This window comes from Treponema sp. OMZ 305 (assembly GCF_024181325.1).
Lineage (GTDB): Bacteria > Spirochaetota > Spirochaetia > Treponematales > Treponemataceae > Treponema.
Genome location: NZ_CP051300.1, coordinates 565,456 through 588,492 on the forward strand (window position 1 = coordinate 565,456; position 23,037 = coordinate 588,492).

The 23,037-nt window shown below is 43.7% G+C and carries 18 protein-coding genes and 2 tRNA genes; 9 read left to right on the forward strand and 11 right to left on the reverse strand.

Translation table 11 applies throughout. From position 1 onward, the window contains the following. Nucleotides 1-71: 71 nt before the first annotated feature. Nucleotides 72-2,816 carry a preprotein translocase subunit SecA gene (gene secA / locus ABK01_RS02570; RefSeq protein WP_371922030.1) on the reverse strand — a complete coding sequence of 915 codons (2,745 nt, stop codon included), beginning with the start codon at nt 2,814-2,816 and terminating at the stop codon, nt 72-74. Nucleotides 2,817-2,997: 181 nt separating this feature from the next. Here secA and ABK01_RS02575 point away from each other — a divergent pair. The 6 genes from ABK01_RS02575 to ABK01_RS02600 all read left to right on the forward strand — a co-directional run bounded on the left by ABK01_RS02575 (nt 2,998) and on the right by ABK01_RS02600 (nt 5,653). Continuing rightward, nucleotides 2,998-3,071, forward strand: a tRNA-Arg gene (locus ABK01_RS02575). 20 nt (nt 3,072-3,091) lie between these two features. Continuing rightward, nucleotides 3,092-3,340 carry a hypothetical protein gene (locus tag ABK01_RS02580; RefSeq protein ID WP_212565946.1) on the forward strand — a complete coding sequence of 83 codons (249 nt, stop codon included), beginning with the start codon at nt 3,092-3,094 and terminating at the stop codon, nt 3,338-3,340. Between the two features lie 88 nt (nt 3,341-3,428). Then, nucleotides 3,429-3,857, forward strand: coding sequence for a 50S ribosomal protein L13 (rplM, locus tag ABK01_RS02585; RefSeq protein WP_212565947.1), 429 nt, complete (start codon nt 3,429-3,431; stop codon nt 3,855-3,857). 15 nt (nt 3,858-3,872) lie between these two features. Then, a complete protein-coding gene (rpsI, locus tag ABK01_RS02590) occupies nt 3,873-4,262 on the forward strand; it encodes a 30S ribosomal protein S9 (RefSeq protein ID WP_044017141.1) in 390 nt (129 codons plus the stop codon). After that, nucleotides 4,216-4,878 carry a regulatory protein RecX gene (locus ABK01_RS02595; RefSeq protein WP_253676149.1) on the forward strand — a complete coding sequence of 221 codons (663 nt, stop codon included), beginning with the start codon at nt 4,216-4,218 and terminating at the stop codon, nt 4,876-4,878. Before rpsI ends, ABK01_RS02595 begins: the two co-directional genes overlap by 47 nt. 16 nt (nt 4,879-4,894) lie before the next feature. Next, complete coding sequence (locus ABK01_RS02600; protein WP_253676150.1) at nt 4,895-5,653, forward strand: TPM domain-containing protein; 759 nt, start codon at nt 4,895-4,897, stop codon at nt 5,651-5,653. 241 nt (nt 5,654-5,894) lie between these two features. Here ABK01_RS02600 and ABK01_RS02605 read toward each other — a convergent pair whose 3' ends face one another. The 4 genes from ABK01_RS02605 to ABK01_RS02620 form a co-directional block, all read right to left on the reverse strand. Further along, the gene (locus tag ABK01_RS02605; protein WP_253676151.1) at nt 5,895-6,200 is read right to left on the reverse strand and encodes a PG0541 family transporter-associated protein; all 306 of its coding nucleotides are present in this window, start codon (nt 6,198-6,200) and stop codon (nt 5,895-5,897) included. A 158-nt stretch (nt 6,201-6,358) separates the two neighbouring features. After that, the gene (locus ABK01_RS02610) at nt 6,359-9,523 is read right to left on the reverse strand and encodes an efflux RND transporter permease subunit (protein ID WP_253676152.1); all 3,165 of its coding nucleotides are present in this window, start codon (nt 9,521-9,523) and stop codon (nt 6,359-6,361) included. Between the two features lie 8 nt (nt 9,524-9,531). Next, complete coding sequence (locus tag ABK01_RS02615) at nt 9,532-10,494, reverse strand: efflux RND transporter periplasmic adaptor subunit (RefSeq protein WP_253676153.1); 963 nt, start codon at nt 10,492-10,494, stop codon at nt 9,532-9,534. A gap of 57 nt (nt 10,495-10,551) precedes the next feature. Then, complete coding sequence (locus ABK01_RS02620) at nt 10,552-11,856, reverse strand: TolC family protein (RefSeq protein ID WP_253676154.1); 1,305 nt, start codon at nt 11,854-11,856, stop codon at nt 10,552-10,554. Between the two features lie 286 nt (nt 11,857-12,142). On the opposite strand from ABK01_RS02620, the gene ABK01_RS02625 reads away from it, so the two are divergent. Then, nucleotides 12,143-12,216: transfer RNA gene (locus ABK01_RS02625), tRNA-Val, on the forward strand. Nucleotides 12,217-12,385: 169 nt separating this feature from the next. On the opposite strand, the gene ABK01_RS02630 is transcribed toward ABK01_RS02625, so the two are convergent. From ABK01_RS02630 to ABK01_RS02655, 6 genes are all read right to left on the reverse strand, one after another. After that, nucleotides 12,386-15,496: a type I restriction endonuclease subunit R gene (locus ABK01_RS02630; RefSeq protein WP_253676155.1), complete on the reverse strand. Its 3,111-nt coding sequence runs from the start codon at nt 15,494-15,496 to the stop codon at nt 12,386-12,388. Between the two features lie 179 nt (nt 15,497-15,675). Then, on the reverse strand, nt 15,676-16,101 hold the full coding sequence (locus ABK01_RS02635; protein ID WP_253676156.1) for a PIN domain-containing protein: 426 nt from the start codon (nt 16,099-16,101) through the stop codon (nt 15,676-15,678). Beyond that, complete coding sequence (locus tag ABK01_RS02640) at nt 16,094-16,318, reverse strand: hypothetical protein (protein ID WP_253676157.1); 225 nt, start codon at nt 16,316-16,318, stop codon at nt 16,094-16,096. The genes ABK01_RS02635 and ABK01_RS02640 overlap by 8 nt, the downstream gene beginning before the upstream one ends. A 115-nt stretch (nt 16,319-16,433) precedes the next feature. Next, nucleotides 16,434-17,681, reverse strand: a complete 1,248-nt coding sequence (locus ABK01_RS02645; protein ID WP_253676158.1) for a restriction endonuclease subunit S — start codon at nt 17,679-17,681, stop codon at nt 16,434-16,436. Next, a complete protein-coding gene (gene rhuM / locus ABK01_RS02650) occupies nt 17,678-18,154 on the reverse strand; it encodes a RhuM family protein (RefSeq protein WP_253676159.1) in 477 nt (158 codons plus the stop codon). The genes ABK01_RS02645 and rhuM overlap by 4 nt, the downstream gene beginning before the upstream one ends. A gap of 6 nt (nt 18,155-18,160) precedes the next feature. Beyond that, complete coding sequence (locus tag ABK01_RS02655) at nt 18,161-19,714, reverse strand: type I restriction-modification system subunit M (protein WP_253676160.1); 1,554 nt, start codon at nt 19,712-19,714, stop codon at nt 18,161-18,163. Nucleotides 19,715-20,182: 468 nt separating this feature from the next. Here ABK01_RS02655 and ABK01_RS02660 point away from each other — a divergent pair, with 468 nt between their 5' ends. Continuing rightward, a complete protein-coding gene (locus ABK01_RS02660; protein ID WP_253676161.1) occupies nt 20,183-21,529 on the forward strand; it encodes a YgeY family selenium metabolism-linked hydrolase in 1,347 nt (448 codons plus the stop codon). Between the two features lie 176 nt (nt 21,530-21,705). After that, nucleotides 21,706-22,905: a knotted carbamoyltransferase YgeW gene (gene ygeW, locus ABK01_RS02665; RefSeq protein ID WP_253676162.1), complete on the forward strand. Its 1,200-nt coding sequence runs from the start codon at nt 21,706-21,708 to the stop codon at nt 22,903-22,905. The last annotated feature ends 132 nt before the right edge of the window (nt 22,906-23,037 follow it).

The following is a 23,037-nucleotide window of genomic DNA, read 5'->3' on the forward strand; positions in this document are numbered from 1 at the left end:
AAAGTTCACACGTTGTTCAACTGTTGCATTTTAAGGATCTTTTTTGATAGTCCCGTTCGGGTTAAGCTGCCTTACCTGCCGCAGCAGTGCTTGTATTTTTTGCCGGAGCCGCAGGGGCACGGATCGTTTCTGCCGACTTTAGGCGCGGTGCGTACCACTTGGACGTTTTCCGGCTTGCTGCTGGAACCCATCGCGGAGCTGCTCTGATGGAAGGAGCCCATGGAGCTGTGGTGCGCAGAGCCCTGTGGGATGCGGCGGTTGGGGGTGCGCGAAGAGGGTTCTTCGGTGCTGATCCGTACCAATACCAGTAAAGAGGCAATGGAAAAGCGGATTTCGTCGAGCATTGCGTAGAAGATGTCGAAACCTTCGAGCTTGTATTCCGTGAGTGGGTTCTTCTGACCGTAGGAGCGGAGGTAGACGGCTTCGCGCAGGGCTTCCAGATTTTCCAAGTGGTCGAGCCATTTGCGGTCTATCGCCTGTAAATACTGATAGCGGATGAACATATTGAGGTTTTCGTTGCCGACGAGCGCAAGTTTTTCTTCGATATTTGCTTTGAGCGCGGCGTAGATTTTCTGTTGCAGTGCGGCGGTATCGCCAGCTTGAGCCAGCTTCGTATCCTCATCACTGAAGATGTAGCCGAATTTTGCCTTGAGATTTGCTTGCAGTTCCTTGAGTTCTTCCGGTTTTTCCTTGCGGGAACCGTGCTTGAACTGCTCAAACGCATCTTCGAGGTATTCTTCTATCGTGGTGTAAATACGCTCGGCGAGGTGGTCATCCTGCAAAATTTTATCACGCTGTTCATAGATAAAGCCGCGCTGCTCGTTTAGTACGTCGTCATATTCAAGGAGGTGCTTACGGATATCGAAGTTGCGCTCTTCAACCTTGGTTTGCGCCTTCTCGATACTCTTGTTGAGCCACGGGTGTTCAATCGGCTCGCCGGGTTCCATACCGACCTTTGCCATCACCCGCTTGAGGTTTTCGCCGCCGAATAGCCGCATCAAATCATCATCGAGGGAGAGGAAGAATTTTGAACGCCCCGGATCGCCTTGCCGTCCCGAACGTCCACGCAACTGATTGTCGATACGGCGGCTTTCGTGCCGCTCGGTACCGATAACGTATAAACCGCCAAGCGATTTAACTTCTTTGTAGTCGTCCTGCCACTTCTTGTATTCTTCTTCGTATATTTTTTGATATGTTTCAGGATCGGCTTCGGTACCTGCCCGCTTGCGTGCCCTAAATTCGGGACTGCCGCCGAGCTTGATGTCGGTACCGCGTCCTGCCATGTTGGTTGCGATCGTAACCGAGCCTTTTGCGCCCGCTTCCGCGATGATGAGCGCTTCCCGTGCGTGGTTTTTGGCGTTCAATACCTCGTGCCGAACCCCTTTCCGGGTGAGTAGTGCCGAAAGCTTTTCAGATTTTTCGATAGACACCGTACCGACCAGTACCGGCTGTCCGCGTTTATGCGCTTCGGCAATTTCGTTACAGAGCGCTTCCCATTTTTCCGCTTCGTTTAGGTAGACCACGTCGTGCTCGTCCTTGCGGATAACCGGCAAGTTGGTCGGGATAACCACAACATCAAGCGAGTAAATCTTGTTGAATTCAACCGCTTCGGTGTCCGCCGTACCGGTCATACCGGACAGCTTGTCGTACATACGGAAGAAGTTCTGAAAGGTGATGGTTGCCATCGTGCGGTTGCGTTGGGCAATGCGGATATGCTCCTTTGCTTCGATAGCCTGATGCAAGCCGTCCGAATAGCGGCGTCCTTCAAGAATACGCCCTGTGAACTCATCAACAATCTGCACCTGCCCTTCTTTTACAACATAATCGACATCAATGTGATAGAGGATGTGAGCGCGTACCGCCTGCGTAAAGTAGTGGATATATTCAAAGTTTTCTTCTTCAAAGAGGCTGCCGTTGATTAAGCCCTGTTTTTGCAGGATATCCTGAATATGCAGCATACCGGAGTCGGTAAAGGACACACGGCGGCTCTTTTCGTCGAGGGTATAGTCGCCGACAATCTCTTCCCCTTCCAGCTCGTTGGGATATTCACCGGTTTCGGGATTTTTTTCGACCTCTTCAAGCTGATCGACGAACTTATCGACATCGAAATACCGCTTAGTGTCGTCTTCGGCAGCACCGGAGATGATGAGCGGAGTACGCGCCTCGTCGATGAGGATGGAGTCTATTTCGTCCACAACCGCGAAGGAAAAGCCTCGCTGCACTTTTTCTTCTATTGTAAGCTGCATATTGTCGCGCAGATAGTCAAAACCGAATTCGTTGTTGGTACCGTAGGTAATGTCCGCATTGTAGGCAGCTTTTCGCGCGGCGTTATCCATGTTGGACAGGATTGCGCCGACACTGACTCCGAGGTATGCGTAGACGGGACGCATCCAATCGGCGTCGCGTTCTGCAAGGTAGTCGTTGACGGTTACAATGTGTACGCCCTTCCCGGAAAGGCTGTTGAGGTATGAAGCGGCGATGCTCATCAAGGTTTTACCTTCACCGGTCTTCATTTCTACGATGCGTCCCGAATGGAGTACCAGCGAACCTAAGAGCTGTACGTCGTACATACGCTCATGCAAAATGCGCCGCGCCGCCTCCCGTGCAAGCGCGAAGGCTTCGGGGATAAAGGTATCGAGGGATTCGCCTTTTGCAAACCGCTCCTTAAACTCGGCAGTCTTTTGCTTAAAATCTTCGGGAGCAAGAGCGAGCGCCCATGCTTCTTTTTCATTTATCTGATGAAGAACGGGAAGGAGCGCTTTAATGTCCCGTTCGTGCTGTGAACCGAAAACGGCTTTAATTATTTTATCTGCAATCATTGTATCAATGTACCGCGATTTGAGCTAAATGTCAATTTTCGGAGAAAAAACCTATAAAACATCAAAAAAAGTAACAATGCGAGGGCTTGTAAAAAGCCGCTTTTTTTTTTATACTCACTCAGATACAGGCTGTTTAAGAAGCATAGTTGATATGCCGATATAGGCAGCATGATTTTTTGATCCGTTAGCTCAGGTGGATAGAGCGGTTGCCTCCTAAGCAGCAGGTCGCACGTTCGAATCGTGTACGGGTCATTCTTTAATAGGAGGTTGGTATGATTGCGCTTATTATTGGGGCAGCAATGATTCTCTTTACAGTCTTTGCAGCGCTTCCGCCGGAGACTGCCGGTTTCGGACTCGGCTGGGGAAAAGATATCCTGCTCTTTTTGCGCGGCGGCTTACCGATTTTTACGGCCTTTGTCGGCTTAATTGCTGTGTTCATCGGTATTGCGGACATTAAAGACAAACAGGATGCGAAAAAAGAAGAAGCGGCGATGAAAGCAGGAGAAAATAAAAACGAATAAAGTTCTGCGGGTTGACTGCATAGCTGATTTTTTGATATAGTACTCTACCCACATTATCTGCAATAAAAATATATAAGGTACACAAAAGATGAAAACAATTTTTTATAAAGAGCGCGAAATACCGCGAAGCTGGTATGTTATCGACGCTGCAGGAAAGCCGCTCGGACGTGTTGCAGCGAAAGTTGCTGCAATGGCGCGAGGAAAGCACAAGGCTCTCTATGCGCCCCATCAGGAATCAGGCGATTATATTATCGTTATCAATGCCGATAAAGTTGCCGTTACAGGGAATAAAGATAAGGATAAGATGTATTATCATCACACCGGTTTCCCCGGAGGGCTTAAATCCGTCAATTTTAACACCCTTATCGGGAAAAAGCCGACCGAACCGTTGTATATTGCGGTAAAAGGTATGCTGCCCAAAGGCCCGCTCGGGCGTAAACTGCTTAAAAACGTAAAAATTTATGCAGGTAGCGAACATCCGCATGCGGCACAAAATCCTGTTGCGGTAGCGTTATAATTTAGGAGAATGGTTGTGAAAAATATCGGAATAGGAACAGGACGAAGAAAAACCTCGGTGGCGCGGGTATATATCCGCGAAGGAAAGGGTTCGGTAACCGTCAACAATAAGAATATGGACGACTACTTTGCGACTCCCGAGCAAGTTCAAATGGCAAAACGGCCTTTGTTTGTTACCGGCAGCGATACCCGCTATGATATCATCATTACCGTATATGGTGGCGGTTTAAACGGACAGGCAGGCGCTTGTTCTCATGGTATTGCCCGTGCACTTGCGCAGGTAGATGCTTCTAACCACAGCTCACTTAAAGCGAATGGCTTATTAACTCGTGATTCCAGAATGGTTGAACGCAAAAAGTATGGCCAACGCGGTGCTCGCCGACGCTTCCAGTTCAGCAAGCGTTAATCCTACCCTTATTGCGGTGGAGTATACATCCTCGGATACCGTCAAACTGCTACTTTCCGGGGATATTTCTATCGTAAGCCGGTTTTGTTACTTTGATGAACCGCTTACGATAGATGACCTTCCGCTCCCTCTTACAGAATCCCAAACAGAACATCTCTATCAGGCAGGTCGGCGTTTTTTAGCTGAAAAGCAGGCTGTTGCTTATCTTAACCGCGCCGAACATTCTTCTTATCAACTGACAATCAAATTGCAAAAAAAAGGCTATATAAAAAATGAATATCAGCCTGCGTTGGATTATTTACGCGCCGAAGGCACGCTTGACGATTCCCGCTTTGCCGGTGCATATTTACATACGAGAAGCCTTTCAAAAAAAGAGGGGTATGTACGCCTCTTTTCGGAACTGCGTAAGCGCGGCATTGCTGCAGACACGGCAAAGCAAGCGCTCAACGATTTTTTTTCGGAGGTTGACGAAGCAGCAGTATGTGAAGGCGCCGCACGCAGCCTTATTCGTAAGGGCTATACCGAACAAAAACTCTACAACGCCCTTCAACGGAAAGGCTTTCCATTCTCTATGATTAAGCGGTGTGTTCGACACCTTTCATCCGCCGCATCGTAAAATTAAAGGGGAACCTATGAAATTTTCAAAACGTCCTTTCCGGTTTATCATTATCGCCTGCCTTTGCGTGCAAAGCGCCTTTCTGTTTGCTCTTGACGTTCCGCCCCTAAACGGTCCGGTCAACGATTATGCACATATATTTACAGCAAGCGAAACGAAAGAATTAAATGCATATTTATATAGTGTTGACCGCCAAAGTGATTTACAGATAGCGGTATTGACCATTCCTTCGTTGGAAGGTGAAAGTCTTGAAGATTACTCCATCCGCGTTGCGGAAAAATGGCAGATCGGACAAAAAGGCAAGGACAGCGGCGTTATCTTAATAATTGCCGCTCAAGACCGCAAGCTGCGTATCGAAGTGGGCTACGGCCTCGAAGATCGTATCACCGATGCACAAAGCAGCAGGATTATCCGTTCAATCATCGCACCTTACTTTAAACAGCAGGAATACGGAAAAGGTGTTCTTTTAGGGGTAAAAAATCTTGCAGGACTTGCACTCCAAGACAAAAGCCTCATCAACGAGGCTGTAAAAGAGGCTGACCGGCAGGATGACGATTCTATTCCGCTGCCGCTCATCATTTTCCTGATTATTATCTTTCTATTCGGCTCCCGTTTTATGCCAGGCGGTTTATTCTGGCCGTTGCTATTTCTTTCATCAGGACGGAGAGGCGGTTATTCAGGACGCGGCGGAGGTTTTGGCAGTGGAGGCTTTGGCGGCGGTTTCAGCGGAGGCGGAGGCAGCTTTGGCGGAGGCGGTTCTTCCGGCTCGTGGTAAGGTACGCAGGGCAAACGCATCAGGCCTTTTGGGGATATCCTCGCAGAATAACAGAGGCTGTTCAACCAGAGTTTCGCCGCTACACGGCTCAAATGGTCGCCCAACCTCTGTTATTCTGCGACTTTTATCTATACGGTCTGATGCATTTACCCGCTTGCTGAAAAAAATGTGCGAAATTTTATTTAAAATTTCGCACAGATGGAAGGCAACCGCTTAAAATATTTCCGATGCGTTTGCCCTGCTAGCTTACTGCCGGATCATTGATATTTTTATCATGCAGTATAAACAGTTTTATTCCCTCCGTTGGAAATTTTAACTTTATATACCGGACAATTTGCGCAACTTTTTGTTCGACAGCATCATCTGCGTAGGCAATTAACACAAAGTTAGTCTCCGGCCACGTACTGTTGCCAAGTTTATACGAATCTCTCCCCCTCCCGTAAGCCAACGGAATGGAAGTATAGAGAAAATCCGGCAAACAGGCTTCAAGATTTGCAATGAGTTCCGGATAAACGGACTGGTTTGCTATTATTTCAATTCTAATCATTGTTGGTTTCTCCCATAAAAAGTCAAGAAGAAAGTATCAACTTTCGATTGACTTTTTACGCACGTTCGCAACGAAGTGAGAACGTGCAGTAGATATACAAGTTTGCGCTTGAGCAAACTTGAGTAAATACAAGCCGTGCTATTTGTACGGCTTGTATTTTACACTTCTCCCTGCGTTTCTGTTGCAAAATATTCAGCCCTAATCGCGGCAAGATCCGGAGGAAGGGACATCGTCGCTTTTGCATTTGCCTTTCCGTTAAATAAAGAGTAAATCACCGGAATAATAAACAATGTTACCAAGGTACTGGAAAACAAGCCGCCGATTATACACAAACCGATCGGCTGCGTTACGCTTGCACTGTCTCCGCCGAAGAACGCCATAGGGATCATTCCCAAAATCGTTGTGAGTGTCGTCATCAAAACGGGACGCAACCGGCTCGCTCCAGCTTCCTCACATGCTTGCAGCACAGGACGGCCTCGCCGTACTAAGAGGTTTGTCTGGTCTACCAAGATGATACCGTTATTGACAACAATTCCCAGCAGCATAACCACTCCGATTAACGACACCATACTGAACGCCTGTCCTGTTATCAGATGAATAAGAACAACGCCGACAACGAGGAAGGGCATCGTGAAGAGGTTGATAAAGGGATTTTTAAAATCCTCATACGTTCCTGCCATAACGCCGAATACGAGGATAATCGCCAATATGATAATAGAAAGAAACACATTCGAGGTATTTCTGGTATTTTTCCATGACCCCTCATACGTGAGCGTTATATTGTCCGGAATTACCAGATTATCGCTTATCAGCTGTTTTATTTGCTCTTCTACTTCCCTCGCGCTGCTGCTTGAATCTTTGAGCCCCGCAGTCAGGTGAATAATGCGGGATTGATTTTCGCGATTGATGGAAACCGGTCCTGTACCGCGGATAATTTCTGCAAAGTTTGCTACGGAATAAAGACCGGATCGCCCTGCAACATAAATCTTTTCCAAATCGGGAATTTCATCTCTATCCTCTTTCATAAGCAACACAACAACATCGTAACTATCGCCGTTTTTATGATAGGTGGTAGCTGTCATCCCGTTGATGCAATAGTTAATTTCATTTGCAATCGACATGATAGAAATTCCAAAACTATATGCCCGTTCACGGTCAACCTTTATTTCAACTTGAGGTAACCCATCTTGCATATCAATCTGAGGCTCGGTAACCGAAGGAAGCTGCTCTTTTATCAGTGCTTGAATTTTCTTTGCTAGAGCAACACTTGCATCCAAATCATTTGAACGGAACACAATATTAACATCGTTTCCGCTCATTTGCTGCATCATCCCTTCATTAAAGCTCAGCGTTGCTGCAGGATAAGAATCAAAATGGGCTCTGAGTTTCTCTTTTACCGTTTGGGCATTATCAATTTGCTTGGATGCATCGGGTAGGTAGACGGTTAACGAGCCTTTATACGACGTATCCGACATTCTTCCCCCGCCGCCGGAACCGATACTGACCACGATATTATCATAGCCTTTAATTTCATCCTGCGCAAACTGATAAAAGTCATCGAGGATTGCCTGAGTCTCTTCAAGTTTTGTCCCCAAGGGTAAGGTAACATTTAAGGAAACCGAGGAATCGTTAAAATTGGACATAAAACTTATGTTTAGACGGCCGATCAGTACAAGCGATGCTGCAAAAATTCCGAAGGCAATAACAACGGTTGCAAAGCGGCGGCGCAAAACAAAGTGTAAACCTTTCTGATACAGAGTTGTAAGCCGATCCAACGCCCTTTCAATACTCTTATTACATTTTGCAAGAAACTTATTTTTGATAGGATGCTCTTTTCTGTTACTGACCGGCAAAAACTTTCCCGCTAAGACCGGTACTAAGAATACGGCAACAAAAAGCGAGGAAAGAATCGCAATTAAAATAACGGACATCAAGCTGCTGAACATTTGCCCAAGCATTTCGAGTTTATTTTTAAAAACGAAGAAGGGGATAAAGACGCAAATAGTCGTAAGGTTGCCGGCAGCTACGGAAGCCATTACTTCTTGAGTGCCGATAACAGCGGCGGTCAAAGCCTGTGTTCCTCGATTCCGATAGACATAAATATTTTCCAATACGACAACGGAAGCATCCACAACCATACCGAGTCCTAAAATTAAGCCGGTCATGGTAATCATATTCATCGTTATTCCGGCAAACGACATAATAGTAAGGGTGATTAAAATACAGAACGGGATGGAAATAGCCATAATAAAGGTACTTCTCCCACTGCGCAAAAATATGAATAGGACTAAAACTGAAAGAATAAAACCTTGCACAATCGATTTAATAAGCTCGGTCAAGGTATCACTGACTGATGTAGAATCATCGCTGATAATTTCTATTTTTATATCGGCAGGCAGTGTTTTTTCAATTTCCTTTATTTTTTCTTTTACCGCTTTTGCAACATTAACCGTGTTTGAACCGCTTTGTTTTTGAACGGAAACATAGACACCGGGTTTTCCGTTTATGTAAATTTTACTTGTTGCATCAGAGTAGCCCATAAAGGCAGTCCCGATATCTTCAAGCTTTACATCATACCCGTTATACGTTCCGACAACACTATGGTTAATGTCATCAATGGACTCAAATTCGCCGGTTGTTCTAACCGTATATTTTTTTGTTCCTTCACTGACACTTCCGCCGCCTACTTCGATATTTTGAGAAGAAAGACCTCTGGCAATAGAAGACAGAGTCAGACCGTAGGCTTCCAGCCGATTTTGATCAAGTTCAATTCTTACGATTGCACTGCGTCCACCGCGGACTGAGGCTTGCGCAACACCGTCCGCTTGCTCTAATAAACTGGAAATTTGTTCATCGGCTATTTTCTTTAGCGACTCTTCCGAACGGTTGCCATTGACAGCAAGCGTGATAATAGGCATGGAAGACGTATCAAATTGAAAAATAGAAGGGGTAGTCGCGTTAGTCGGCAATGCCTGCTTTACCTTATCGATCTTATCTCGTAAGTCATTTACCGCAACATCCATATCCGTGCCGTAGTTAAATTGAAGCGAGATGGAAGACATCCCTTCCGATGAAGTCGAGGTCATCTTCTTGAGATTCGTTACACTGATAAGACTTCCCTCTAACACTTGTGTAACCGACTTTTCAACCGTTTCCGGTCCTGCATTCGGATACGAGGTACTGACCATTGCTACCGGCATATCCATATCCGGCATCAAAGCGATAGTTATATTCCCCAGCGTAAACACTGATACAATCGCAATCAATACGAAAGTACAAAGCATTAATACCGGATGTTCGAGTATTTTTTTCGATATGCTCATACGTACTCCTATAAAGCGCTTGCCGTATTTGCGGCTGCTTCCTTTATTTGCGCTCCTTCGCTCAAGTTTTGTGTTCCGTCTATAACTATTTTATCCCCTTCTGAAAGTCCGTTCACAATTTCCACAATACCGTCTACATTCGCACCGATGTCTACATTGCGTACTGTTACTGTTGAATCGGATTGAACTACATACACAAAATTTTTATCGTCCAGAGTTTGAATTGCATCGATAGGAAGGCAGAGCACATCTTTATGCAGTACGGTTAAAAGCTTAATTTTTGCATACATTCCGGCGTTTATCTTAGGATCGATGGTATCGAATGCCAGATATATTTCTTTGGTTCGTGAAACCTCATCTACAATTGGAGATACCCGTATAACATGAGCATCAAAAATCTGATTTTTATAAGCAACAAGAGAGACTTGAGCCTTCAAATCTTGTTTTAGCACCGAAACATCCCGCTCCGGCACCTTTGCTTTAATCTGAAGTTCACGGATATTTCCAATTTGTGCTACAGCGGTATTTGTGTTGACGGATGTCCCTACCGTTAGCGGCAACGCCGTAATTGTACCTGAAATCGGTGCATACACAGGACTTATTTCATAATACGTTCCGGGGGTTGAAGGATCGATTTCGGCAAGTTTGTCTCCTCGTTTTACGATTGAGCCGAGCGTTACATACACACGGGTAATTTTTCCTCCGATTCCGGGATAAACGGAAATGGTGTTATTAGCTTGGACATTGCCGTTCATGGTTAAATATTCCTGCAAATCCGTTTTCGCTAAAACTTGCGTTGTTACGGAATATACGGTTTCGGCAGCATCACCGCCCTGCATATTGCCTCCGGGCATCCCGCCGTTACCGCCCTGCATACCGCCTTTGTTTTTGGGCAATAGTGCAATGATTGCAATAACCGCGATAACACCGGCTACTAATAAAATCCGTCGCATAATTTTCTTTGATTTCATAGTGTTCTCCATCATTTCTCACTCAGTTAAGGAAGTTCTTTAGAGAGCTTCTCAAGGTTATTTGCCGATAAGACTTTTAAGCGTTAGTCTGCTGTTTATCAAAGACAGTTGCTGATTTTTGTACTGAAGTTCGGCATTGCTATACGCATTGTGAATAGCTTGTAAGCTATTCAAATCCTTTGTTCCGTTTTTATAGGCAATCTCTGCCATTTCGTAACTTTTCTTTGCCAACTCACTATTTAACCGGCAGTTTTCCAAACCTTCCTTCGCAATCTCAATTTCATTCAGTATTTCGATGATATTTGTTTTTATCTGCTGTCTTTTTTTATCGAGCTGCATTTCGAGCGTTTTAATCGAATCATCCATATCTGCAATATTGTCCCTCACGGCAGATCCCGGAATATAATTATCTAATGCAAACGAGAGACCAGCAGAAACAGACCAACTGTCTCTTTTACTTCCCATTTTATTAGGTAAATTATAGGAATACGAATAGGGACTGATATTGGCGCTGAGCATTATATTGGGAAGATATGCAGATAAGGTAAGTTGAGAACGGGATAATTTATTTTTATTCAAGGTATTCTTTATAGTACGGATAGCGGGACTATTTTCTATCAGTTCATCCAAGTTTCCTTGCGAAAGTTCAAAATCATTCGCATTTACATAATCATCAAGACTTCCCTCAAAAGAAACGCGCTGACCCGGCTCCACATTGATACCGATCTCATTTAAGAATTTAAACGTTGCAGTAAAGTATGCCTTTTCGGTATTCCGTAAATTGATTTTTGCCGATTCATAGTTTACTTGACTGGTCAGTAAATCAAGCTCTGTAACAAGGCCTTGGCTCTTCTTAATCTTCGTTTGATTATATTGTGCTTCGTTTGCGTTTACCGATGACCTACTGATGTCTACCTGTCCTTGCATATATAAAAGCGAATAAAAGCTCTTTCGGATTTCCGTTTCAATTTCGCGGACAGTATCTTCATAATCTTTTTGTCCGCTTTCGTATGCTGCTTTTAAAGCGGCAATCTTTTTACCGACGCCGAGACTGATATTCAAATTTGCATTGATTCCGGTAGAAAACGTAAGCGCATTGGTTGCCGTAGAGGTCAAGCCGCCATTTGCCCCGCCGCTTATGTTTGCCGAAAGAGACGGCAAAAAATTATTCCACGCATGTGCATACTTTCTTTTAGCTTGCTCAAGCTGTATTTCACTTTGCCTAACCGAAAGATGTGTTTGTAACGCTGACTGTACGGCAGTTTCCACATCAATAGTTTTATCAGGAATTTGTGTTTCTTCTCCAAAACTATTGAGCGCAAATAGGATCGACAGCACAATGATGATGAGTTTCTGCTTCATATTTCCCGCCAATATGGGATAAGACAGACGTTGCTCGGCTTATGTAAGGTATAAGCCGTTTGCATAATGATAGTGAAACATTTCATGTAAGTACAGGTTACCGAGGGGGCTGAATCAGGGCAACCGCGTCAGACGTTTTTTACTATCGCAGAGTGCTCACCTTTTCACTTTATTCGTGTGGAGGATTTAACGCCCCGACGCTCACGTCGGGGTTGTTTATTGTCGATAAATGAAACAACCCTGTTGACATTTTTATCGGGTTTATATATAGTCGTTTCTATTATTAGGGCGCTTAGCTCAGCTGGTACGAGCGTTTGGTTTACACCCAAAATGTCGGCGGTTCGATCCCGTCAGCGCCCATAGTTTATTCCTTGCTGTATATAGACTTATCAAACTGATAGCTTTGCTCGATTTTTAACAGGTCAAGTAAAGGTCAAGTCGGGAGTTTATATATGGATTATCATGTAATAGCTAAAACCAAGAAGACTATCAGAATACTCATATTTGTGGACATTCCTCGCTAAACACACTATAAAATTGTTCCGCCGACTCCTTTAAATTTTTCAACAAAAGCGGCAATCTTTCGGAATACCCTTTGCTTTTTTGTTAAGTAATCAGGATTGAGCGGGCTGAGTTTGGGCAAAACGGCATTCAGATCGGTACCGATTTCGCTGGCATACTCGTGTTTTAATGAGGTTTGTATATATCGTTTTGCAGCTTCTTCATTAAGCTTTTCTTCGGCAATCAGCGCAGCTGCCTCCTCTTTCTGCTTTTTCTGAGCATACATAAAGAACGCTTGGATAACTTCTGCCTTATCTTTAATCGGCTCAAAATCCGTTTCGTTGATAAAATCAACAATCAAGCTTTCTTTTGCCCTATTTCCAATACTGGATCTGATTATCCTGCGCACATCATCTATCAATTTTGCTTTATCGTTTGTCTTCTTATTATGTTCAAAAATAAGAGCCAGAATATAGTCAAGGTCGATCTCTTGCGATTTCAGCAAATCAACTTCAAAAACCACATCATCCCAATCTATTTTTGTATGTTCCGGACTCTTACCGCCCCGCTCCCGTCTAAACCAGTCTCGTATATCGTTATATGTAGAGCAATAATCCTGCACGGCCCGTTCGGTCAGCACATCTATTTTCTGCATTTCTGCAAACGCTTCATCTGTTAAAAAGCAGCGGTCTTTAAACGCTTGGAGAGCAACGCGGTCTGTCGGATCGATAGACTGCAAGGCTTTCAGCTGTGTAAATTCATCATAATTGCGCAAGATGTTTTCGATGCGAAGGTACTCACCGAAAAGCTGGACAAAGGCTTTTTTAGCGGCTTCGGTTGTTATTGCGTCCGGCTTAGGAAATTGCGCTTTCAGTTCCCGAACGACCTCTGTGTAGCCCCTGTGTACTTCACCGGTTACACTATCGGTGAATCCTTCGATATATTCTTTGTAACTTTTTTCAAGCACCACGTTCTTGGTATTCTGACTACCGAAAAGCGTAATCGCATCTATTGTTGCTTGCTCCAAATCTCTAAACGTAACGATATTGCCGAATGTTTTTGTTGCATCATAGATACGGTTGGTACGTGAAAATGCCTGTATCAAACCATGATAGCGTAAGTTCTTATCAACAAAGAGCGTGTTCAGTGTTTGAGCATCAAAACCGGTAAGGAACATACCCACTACTATCAAAAGGTCAATCTCTTTCTCCTTCACTTTTTTTGCTAAATCGCGGTAGTAGTTTTGAAATTCCTTGCTGTCCACACCGAAATTGGTACCGAACATTGCGTTATAATCTTTAATGGCGTTTGCCAAAAACTCCTTAGCGCTCGTATCCATTGCGGACGGTTCAAAATTCTCTTCAATAATATCACCAACGGCATTCTGCTCTTCGTTCGGTGCAAAAGAATATATCGTCGCAATCTTCAATGGGTTTTCACTCTCTTTTTGCAGCGCGTTCAGCTGTTCATAATAGAGCTTTGCCGCTTCAACGCTGCTAACTGCAAACATGGCATTAAAGCCCGTCCTGCTTCCTTGTGTCCGGTGAGTCTTTATTCTAAAATTCCGTAAGATATATTGAGCAATTTCTTTTATGCGGTCGGGATGGAGCAAGAGTTTTTGTTCTTCTACAGCACTGATCTTGACTTCGTCCTGCTCTGTTTCCAAAGCCTTGAACATGGGGCGCACATCATTATAATCCACCTTAAACTTCAATACTTTTTCATCCCGAATTGCATCAGTGATAACATACGAATGCAGCTCAGTTCCAAATACACTTGCCGTAGTCTCCGCGCCCAATGCATTCTCCGGAAAAATGGGTGTCCCCGTGAATCCGAATTGATAATATTTCTTGAATTTCTTCCGCAAATTTTTTTGTGCTTCACCGAATTGAGAGCGATGACATTCATCAAAGATAAAAACAACCTGTTTTTGATAGATAGGTAAATCGCCTTCTCCTTTCATAAGGTTGTTCAGTTTTTGAATAGTTGTTACAATAATTTTATTATCGTCTTTCTCAATATTCCGTTTTAACCCTGCAGTGCTTTCCGAACCGTTTACGCTATCCGGCGAAAAGCGCTGGTACTCTTTCATTGTCTGATAGTCCAAGTCTTTGCGGTCAACAACGAAAAACACCTTATCGATAAACTCAAGCTGTGTAGCAAGGCGGGCTGTCTTAAAGCTTGTGAGAGTTTTGCCGGAACCGGTTGTGTGCCAAATATAGCCGCCGCCATCCGGTGAGCACCATTTCTTTGTTTGGAACGAGCTTTTTATTTTCCATAAGATACGTTCCGTTGCAGCAATTTGATAGGGGCGCATAATGAGCAATGTATTGCCGGTGTCAAACACGGAATAGGTGAGCAATACTTGCAGCAACGTATTTTTCTGAAAGAAGGTCGCCGTAAAATCTTTAAGGTCTTTAATCAGCGTATTGTCCGATTTTGCCCAATTCATCGTAAAATCAAAACTGTTTTTATCTCTCTTTACCGTATTGGCAAAATAGCGGGTATCTGTTCCGTTGGAAATAATAAACATTTGCAGGTATTTATATAAGGAACTTTCGCTATTAAAACTTTCCTTACTGTAACGGTGTACTTGATTAAACGCCTCGCGGATTGCAACTCCCCGTTTTTTCAGTTCTATCTGTACTAGCGGCAGCCCATTCACCAAAATAGTTACATCATACCGGTTTGCCTGTGTGCCCGTTTGTTCAAACTGGTTGATAACCTGCAACTTGTTGCGGGCGATATTCTGTTTGTCGACCAGATAAATGTTTTGGATACGCCCGTCATCAAACACAAAGTCATAGATATAATTATCATGTATCTTCCGTGTTTTATCTATGATCGTATCACTCGATTTATCCAAATATTCATCCAGAAACCGCTGCCATTCGGTATCGGTAAAAACGGTATTGTTGAACTCTTGTAACTGCTTCCTTGTATGAGCAAGAAGTGCATCGGAAGTAGTAATAGTGGGAAGATATTCGTAGCCTTGGTTACGTAAATCTTGGATCAGCTCCCGCTCCAAAGCAGACTCCGGCTGGTAGCCTACAGATGGTTCACTCACCATTGAATCTTTGGTGTATTTATCAAGAACAATAAAATTCGGCAATTCTGCTATGGGGGTATATTGTGTCATGGATGTTCTCCTGTTCTTTTGAAAATATACGGCACATCTACTGCGTCGCTGCTCTGACAGGATGTCAGTGGTTCCAAGCACCATCGAGTTTTTCTTACCGAAAAACTCGATGCTAAAAAATGTACACGGATGTACATTTTTTAGCGACAGCATCCGTGCCGCTACTGCATGGTAACGTATCAAATAAACGTATCTTCCTTAAATGGATTTATTACCATTACGCCGCGATATGTCTGTCCAGGATTTAAATCTTCAGAAATAATACTTTCACATTTTGCTTTCTCGGCAGCAGCTACTATCAATGAATCCCAAAACGATAATTGTAAAATTACGCTAATATCTATTGCTTGTTCTATCAACTCTAAATCATTTTGAACAATTTCAATATTATAAAAATTGTGAATGATATTTTTGATAATTATTGGATCTGCCTTTAATTTTGTTGTTGTAACCACATAGAATTCTTTCAGTACTTGTGTAGATATGACTGGACGACATAAGTTGACAACCTTCGTCATTATTTCTCGTGCTTTCGCCTGCTTATATGAATCTCTTGAGTCAAGTGTATACACAAGTATATTGGTATCAATAAATATTTTAGACACGATATAATTCTTCCCTTGACCATTTCTCATTCCCTGATGTTGTATGTACCGTATCCATCAGTAAAAACGTATCGTGCAGCCAATGAGCTTTGTTTGTCATAACCGTTTGCTCAATGAGTTTTCTTACAAGCACATTAAAGGAGATATGGTTCTTGCGTGCATATTCTCTACCTGCCTGCAAAACAGTTTCATCAATTGATAGCGTTATATTCTTCATATCTAATCCTTATGCGTGCGGAGGCGTTGTTGATTACACAGTATAAGAGCACACACGCATACAGTCAAGTAAACAGGTTCGCACAGTAGTAAAGATGTCTTTATGAGATTCAGTGTCAAACGAGTTCTACCTCATGAATGCTGAAATTTTCTAACCTTTTGGGGAATGATAGTAATTGCTCCCTGTAATATTCGTATTGCTTACGGCGCAGTGCTATCTCTTTGGGTAACCCTTCGCTGATAGAAGTTGTGAGTGTCTCGAATTTGTCGAGAATAGCAACGATACGGGTTTGTTCTTTTATGGAAGGCAGAGGTATCTTAATTTTAGCCAGATCATTGGCAGATAAATCGATAACTTTTGTACCTTTAGCATACTTTCTTTTCTGATTTGAAAAATCAGCGGTTTGGGTATAATAGACAAAATATTTGCTTATAATTCTTTCTGAAGGTTTAAAAATTGTAGCATGTCCGCCTGTAACCCCTTGTTTTTTTCCATAATAAGCAACAGCTTTGCCGACATCTTCTACATTCTCACTGGTATTTGTGATGATTACATCTCCATAATTTACCTTACGAAGCTTTTTAGCTGTGTTAGAAGACACAAATGAAATGGTCTTATGAGTACATGTACCGTAATAGGTATAGATTTGTCCATAATGTATTGCAGGGATACCATTTTTTGTAAAGTCTTTCTTTTGCAGCCCATTTCCTCTTGTAAAACCACCAATTTCACCCAATAATACAATTTTTATATTATTGACACCCCCCCCCTCGCTCAACATATCAAACGATAATAACCGGTTTCGATAATATTCATACTGTCTTTTACGCGCTTCCAGCTCCGTCTCCAGCTCCATCTCCAGCGTAGTAAACTTGTCGAGAATACGAACAATCTCTCGCTGTACGGATATGGGCGGGAGAGGGATGGGGATTTTTGCTATCTGATTACTCATCAATTTAGGATTTCCCATGCCTGAATAAACATACTTTTTTGCCTCTATTGAAAGCCAATAATATAAGAATTTGTAGTTAAGAATTTCTGTTTCTCTTATTTTTATCAATCCACATACATTAGTTATGGAAAAACGACCTTCCCTATAGAATACAGTGCCAGCATTAGCACCATCTGTAGTCCAAGTGATAGCTTCTTGATCAAAATCAAAAGTTTTTATTTTCCCTATTTCTCCATTATTTACTGTTTGAGAGCTATAAACAGGGTACTCTCCTGCATTTTCATACAGGTATTCTTTTGATATAACCCTCCCTCTTTTTAGTTCTGTGACTTCTCCCAGCGGTTTCCATTCCACGGAAGCCCCTTGCAGGAGGCGGGTTATATATGGGAATAATTTAGGTTCTTGTGTCATTGTTTTATCCTGTTTCCTTTTTTTGCTTTTTGCTCCAACATAGTGATAGAGCTTAAATAATCTTTTTCCACATTACTCAAACTCTTGGCTTTGTATTTTTTATATTCTGCAATTGCTTTTTTCTTTGCTTGTTCGTGTGAAATTTGTCCGGCATTGTCCAGCACATTGCGCCCTGTAGTTCTCAGTATGTTGTCCAGTTCTCTTACAAAATCCGCCATTCGCATCTTCCGTTCTTCTATGGCTCCATGTTGAGTGGTTTGTCGGAAATTCCGACAGACCACATTTTCATCCAAGTCGCCTTCCTCAAAAATATGAGAAATATGCTCTGTTATAGTACTGCGCCCTTTTACAAACAATGCAGCCATCTGTTCTTGTATTAGCCACACCGCCGTCTCATCTTCCACTCTTACATCTATTTGTACAGCGCCATCTTCACGCTGATAAAGTATGATTTCTCCTTTTTGTCCTTCCATATTCACCTACCTTTCCAACTCCGCTATTATTTTGTCTATATCTGCTCGCAGTGTGTCTATCCGTTTGACTGTTTCAGCTACTTCGGCATTGAGTTTGACTATATCTATTACCTCCCGCTTATCTTCCGCTTCCACATACGAGCTTACGGAAAGGTTGTAATCGTTTTCCGCAATTGTGCTGTTTTCAACCGATACGGCGGTATACAGGACATCTTCTTTTTTCTCAAAAAGGCTGAGAATTTTTGTAATATGCTCATCTGTTAGTACATTGTTATTTGTTTCTTTCTTAAAAAATGCCTCTCCGCTGGCATCTATGAACTGTGTCTTGGTATCCGGCTTATGCTTTGAGAGTACGAGTATATTTACGGCAATGCTTGTACCATAGAACAAGTTAGGCGCCAGCGAGATAACTGTTTCCACAAAGTTATGCTCTACCAGATATTGCCGTATTTTCTTCTCAGCTCCGCCCCGATAAAAGATACCGGGAAAGCATACGATAGCCGCGCGCCCCTTAGCCGAAAGATAGCTGAGAGAATGTAATACAAACGCAAAGTCGGCTTTGGACTTGGGAGCCAACACACCGGCTGGAGCAAATCGGTCATCATTGATGAGCGTAGGATCATCACTCCCCACCCAATTTACCGAATAAGGCGGATTGGACACAATGGCATCAAAGGGTTTATCGTTGCTATGTTGAGGATTGAGGAGCGTGTCTCCCAAGGCAATATTGAACTTGTCGTAATTGATATTGTGCAGGAACATATTCATACGCGCCATATTGTAATTGGTATGATTTATCTCCTGTCCGAAGAACCCTTCTTCTATGAGATGGTTGTCGAACTGCTTTTTTGCTTGCAGCAGCAAAGAACCCGAACCGCAAGCGGGATCATAAATTTTATTGACAGATGTTTGCCCACACAAAGCCAATCGAGCTATCAGCTTAGATACATACTGTGGAGTAAAAAACTCACCGCCCGATTTACCTGCATTGGCCGCATAGTTGGAAATTAAAAACTCGTAGGCATCACCAAAAAGATCAATCTCATTGTCTTCAAAGTTTCCGAAATCCAATCCTTCCACACCTTTTATCACTGCCGCCAAGCGTTTATTTTTATCCGGCACACTATTGCCTAAACGGTTACTCGTAGTATCAAAGTCGGCAAAAAGCCCCTTGATGTCTTTTTCTGAAGGATAGCCATTGGCTGAATTTTCTATTGCATCAAATATCTCAGCCAAATTCGTATTCAAGTTGGGATTCGTATTGGCATTCTTGGCAATATTTACAAACAATTGGCTGGGATAGATAAAATATCCTTTGGTTTTGGTAATATCATCTTTTATTTGAGGTGTAATACGATCATCGGCCATGTTTACATAGTTGATACTCTTATCACCGCCCTCTATGAAACGGGTGAAGTTTTCGCTTATGAACCGATAAAACAGCGTTCCCAAAACAAACTGCTTAAAATCCCAGCCGTCCACAGCGCCGCGTACCTCGTTAGCGATTTTCCAAATTTGCGCTTGCAATACCGCTCGCTGATTTATACTTGTATTTGTCATCTGTACGGTCATCCTATTATCATGAGACATTTTTAAAAACAAAGGAATCGTTTTTTTAGAACTCCTCTCTTGAATCTTGATTTCAGCATATCATAACCCAAAAGGGTTGTCATTATATATTGTTATTCTATAACACTCAAACCATTGACTATCAGCCATTATCGGCACAAGAGATACTACCTTTCTACGCGTTTAATTTTCTATAAGATTGCCAAAAACTTCCTAACAGTTGACTTTTTTATAAAGCTAAAAAAAAATCAGAATAACTAAAAAATCTTTAGAAGTTATTGCTTGACAGATAAATTTTTCAATTCTATAATTATATCAATTTATAGTTCTTTCTCATTATACGTTGGCGTATGGCGAGAAAGGCAGGCGGTCTCTAAAAATACTTTTTTAGGGATACCCTGATATCTGTATCAATATCGTATCAAGTGGAAAGCTTGAAAAAACGATAGAGGAGAAAGCATGAGTTTGGATTTTAACAAGATTAAAACTGCTGCAGAAGGATATAAGGCCGACATGACCGCTTTCCTTCGTGAAATCATCCGCCTTCCCAGCGAAAGCAGCCAAGAGGGGGAAAAAGCAAAACGCATCCAAAAGAAAATGGATGAACTCGGATTCAACAAAACATGGATTGATCCGCTCGGCAACGTAATGGGATGGATGGGCACCGGCCCGCACATTGTTTGTTTTGACGGCCATATCGATACGGTCGGTATCGGTAACCGCGACAACTGGAAGTTTGACCCCTACGAAGGATTCGAAGACGATATATTCATCGGCGGACGCGGGGTTTCCGACCAAACCGGCGGCGTTGTTTCCGCTATGTATGCCTGTAAGATGATGAAGGACTTAGGTCTTCTCAACGATAAATACACCGCTATGGTAGTCGGCTCCGTACAGGAAGAAGACTGCGACGGTATGTGCTGGGAGTATATCCTGAAAAAAGACGTCAAAGTTCCCGGTTACGAAAAACTCTGCAAGCCCGACTTTGTCGTTTCCACCGAACCGACTGACGGCGGTATCTATCGCGGACACCGCGGACGCATGGAAATCCGCATCGATGTTAAAGGTGTTTCCTGCCACGGTTCCGCACCGGAGCGCGGCGATAACGCAATCTACAAGATGTCCGACATTCTGCAGGAAGTACGCAAGTTAAATGAAAACGACGCGGCTGACGGCACTGAAATCAAAGGGCTCGTCAAAATGCTGGATAAAAAATACAACAAGGAATGGGAAGAAGCAAACTTCCTCGGACGCGGAACCGTTACCGTTTCCGAAATTTTCTATACCAGCCCGAGCCGTTGTGCCGTTGCGGACTCCTGTTCCGTTTCGCTCGACCGCCGTATGACGGCCGGAGAAACATGGGAATCATGCTTGGAAGAAATCCGCCAGCTTCCCGCCGTCAAAAAATACGGAAAAGATGTAACGGTCTCGATGTACAACTACGACCGGCCGTCATGGACGGGAGAACAATACCCGATCGAATGCTTCTTCCCCACTTGGGTATTGCCGAAAGAGCACGTCGTTGCACGTTCGATGATCGAATCGTATAACAATTTATACGGCGATAAGCGTATCGGCCCGAAAGATCAGCTTGCCATGCGCGAAGCACGCCCGCTCGTTGACAAGTGGACATTCTCTACAAACGGCGTTTCCATCATGGGGCGGAATAAAGTTCCCTGTATCGGTTTCGGCCCGGGAGCGGAAGCACAGGCTCATGCCCCTAACGAAATTACGTGGAAACAGGACTTGGTAACCTGCGCTGCCGTATATGCCGCACTGCCGTCCATATACGTTGAAAAGTTATAAAGTAGAATTATAGTATTAGGAGCGATGATAAAAAGCGCCGTCTAAATTGGCGCCGTCGCTTTTTATCTCAAGTTTGCGTTGCAAACTTGATTATTTACATGTGCGCGTAAAACGCGCACAGCTAAAAACTTTTTCGGATGTTCAAACATCCTGCAAAAGTTTTTATGGGAGTAATTATGGCCTTGATTATGGATCCGTACATTACAAAGCTCAATAGCTTGAGCTTTAAGAAGATGTACAACAACGACTTTTTCCTTACATGGGAAAAGACCTTCGATGAAATTCTTGCAACATGGACGGTAGCCGATGCGCTGCGCACCTTGCGGGAAGCTAACATTTCTACAAAGATTTTTGAAAGCGGTCTCGGCATTTCGCTGTTCCGCGACAACTCAACCCGCACACGGTTCAGCTTTGCCTCTGCGTGTAACCTGCTTGGTTTGGAAGTACAGGATTTGGACGAAGGCAAGTCTCAAATTGCCCACGGAGAAACCGTCCGCGAAACCGCTAATATGGTTTCATTCATGGCTGACGTTATCGGTATCCGCGATGATATGTACATCGGCAAAGGCAATACCTACATGCACACCTTTATGGATGCGGTTGCCGAAGGCAATAAAGACGGCGTACTCGAACAGCGCCCGACCCTCGTTAACTTGCAGTGCGATATCGACCACCCCACTCAGATTATGGCGGATACCCTCCATATCATCCATGAGTTCGGCGGGCTGGAAAACCTCAAGGGTAAGAAAATCGCGATGACATGGGCATATTCACCCTCTTACGGCAAGCCGCTTTCCGTTCCGCAGGGCGCAATCGGTCTATTCTCCCGCTTGGGAATGGACGTGGTACTTGCACATCCGGAAGGATATGAAGTAATGCCTGAGGTTGAAGAAGTTGCGAAAAAGCAGGCAAAGGCGTCGGGCGGTTCCTTTACCAAGACCAATAGCATGAAAGAAGCGTTTAAAGATGCCGATATCGTGTATCCTAAGAGCTGGGCGCCCTTTACCGCAATGGAAAAGCGGACGAACCTCTACGGCGCAGGCGACTTTGACGGTATCAAAGCACTCGAAAAAGAACTGCTCGCTCAGAACGGCAAACACAAAGATTGGGAATGCACCGAAGATATGATGAAGCTGACCAAAGACGGCAAAGCGCTCTATCTTCACTGCTTACCGGCGGATATCACCGGCGTCAGCTGCAAAGAAGGCGAAGTTGCCGGTTCGGTGTTCGACCGCTACCGCGTGCCGCTCTACAAGCAAGCAAGCTTTAAGCCGTACATCATCGCCGCAATGATCTTCCTTGCAAAAGTACGCTATCCGCAGCTTACGCTGGAAGAACTGGAAAAGCGGGCAACGCTCCGCCATACCGGCAGATAGCCGGGCATCTAAAAAAGCTCGGTTAGTTTTTTAACAGTTAAAAATAAACCGTTAAGGAGCCGAGAATACGCAGCTTCGGTTGTGTATCCGGCTCTTTAATTCTCCGATAGATGCCACTTGATTTACACCATG

What these genes read in the sequence shown, in the direction of transcription:
- ABK01_RS02595 (WP_253676149.1), top strand. Translation starts at nt 4,216, where the DNA reads ATGGCCAACGCGGTGCTCGCCGACGCTTCCAGTTCAGCAAGCGTTAAT.
- ygeW (WP_253676162.1), top strand. Translation starts at nt 21,706, where the DNA reads ATGGCCTTGATTATGGATCCGTACATTACAAAGCTCAATAGCTTGAGC.
- ABK01_RS02630 (WP_253676155.1), bottom strand. Translation starts at nt 15,496, where the DNA reads ATGACACAATATACCCCCATAGCAGAATTGCCGAATTTTATTGTTCTT.
- ABK01_RS02640 (WP_253676157.1), bottom strand. Translation starts at nt 16,318, where the DNA reads ATGAAGAATATAACGCTATCAATTGATGAAACTGTTTTGCAGGCAGGT.
- ABK01_RS02610 (WP_253676152.1), bottom strand. Translation starts at nt 9,523, where the DNA reads ATGAGCATATCGAAAAAAATACTCGAACATCCGGTATTAATGCTTTGT.
- ABK01_RS02655 (WP_253676160.1), bottom strand. Translation starts at nt 19,714, where the DNA reads ATGACAAATACAAGTATAAATCAGCGAGCGGTATTGCAAGCGCAAATT.
- ABK01_RS02620 (WP_253676154.1), bottom strand. Translation starts at nt 11,856, where the DNA reads ATGAAGCAGAAACTCATCATCATTGTGCTGTCGATCCTATTTGCGCTC.
- rhuM (WP_253676159.1), bottom strand. Translation starts at nt 18,154, where the DNA reads ATGGAAGGACAAAAAGGAGAAATCATACTTTATCAGCGTGAAGATGGC.
- ABK01_RS02580 (WP_212565946.1), top strand. Translation starts at nt 3,092, where the DNA reads ATGATTGCGCTTATTATTGGGGCAGCAATGATTCTCTTTACAGTCTTT.
- ABK01_RS02615 (WP_253676153.1), bottom strand. Translation starts at nt 10,494, where the DNA reads ATGAAATCAAAGAAAATTATGCGACGGATTTTATTAGTAGCCGGTGTT.
- ABK01_RS02660 (WP_253676161.1), top strand. Translation starts at nt 20,183, where the DNA reads ATGAGTTTGGATTTTAACAAGATTAAAACTGCTGCAGAAGGATATAAG.
- ABK01_RS02645 (WP_253676158.1), bottom strand. Translation starts at nt 17,681, where the DNA reads ATGACACAAGAACCTAAATTATTCCCATATATAACCCGCCTCCTGCAA.
- ABK01_RS02605 (WP_253676151.1), bottom strand. Translation starts at nt 6,200, where the DNA reads ATGATTAGAATTGAAATAATAGCAAACCAGTCCGTTTATCCGGAACTC.
- rplM (WP_212565947.1), top strand. Translation starts at nt 3,429, where the DNA reads ATGAAAACAATTTTTTATAAAGAGCGCGAAATACCGCGAAGCTGGTAT.
- ABK01_RS02600 (WP_253676150.1), top strand. Translation starts at nt 4,895, where the DNA reads ATGAAATTTTCAAAACGTCCTTTCCGGTTTATCATTATCGCCTGCCTT.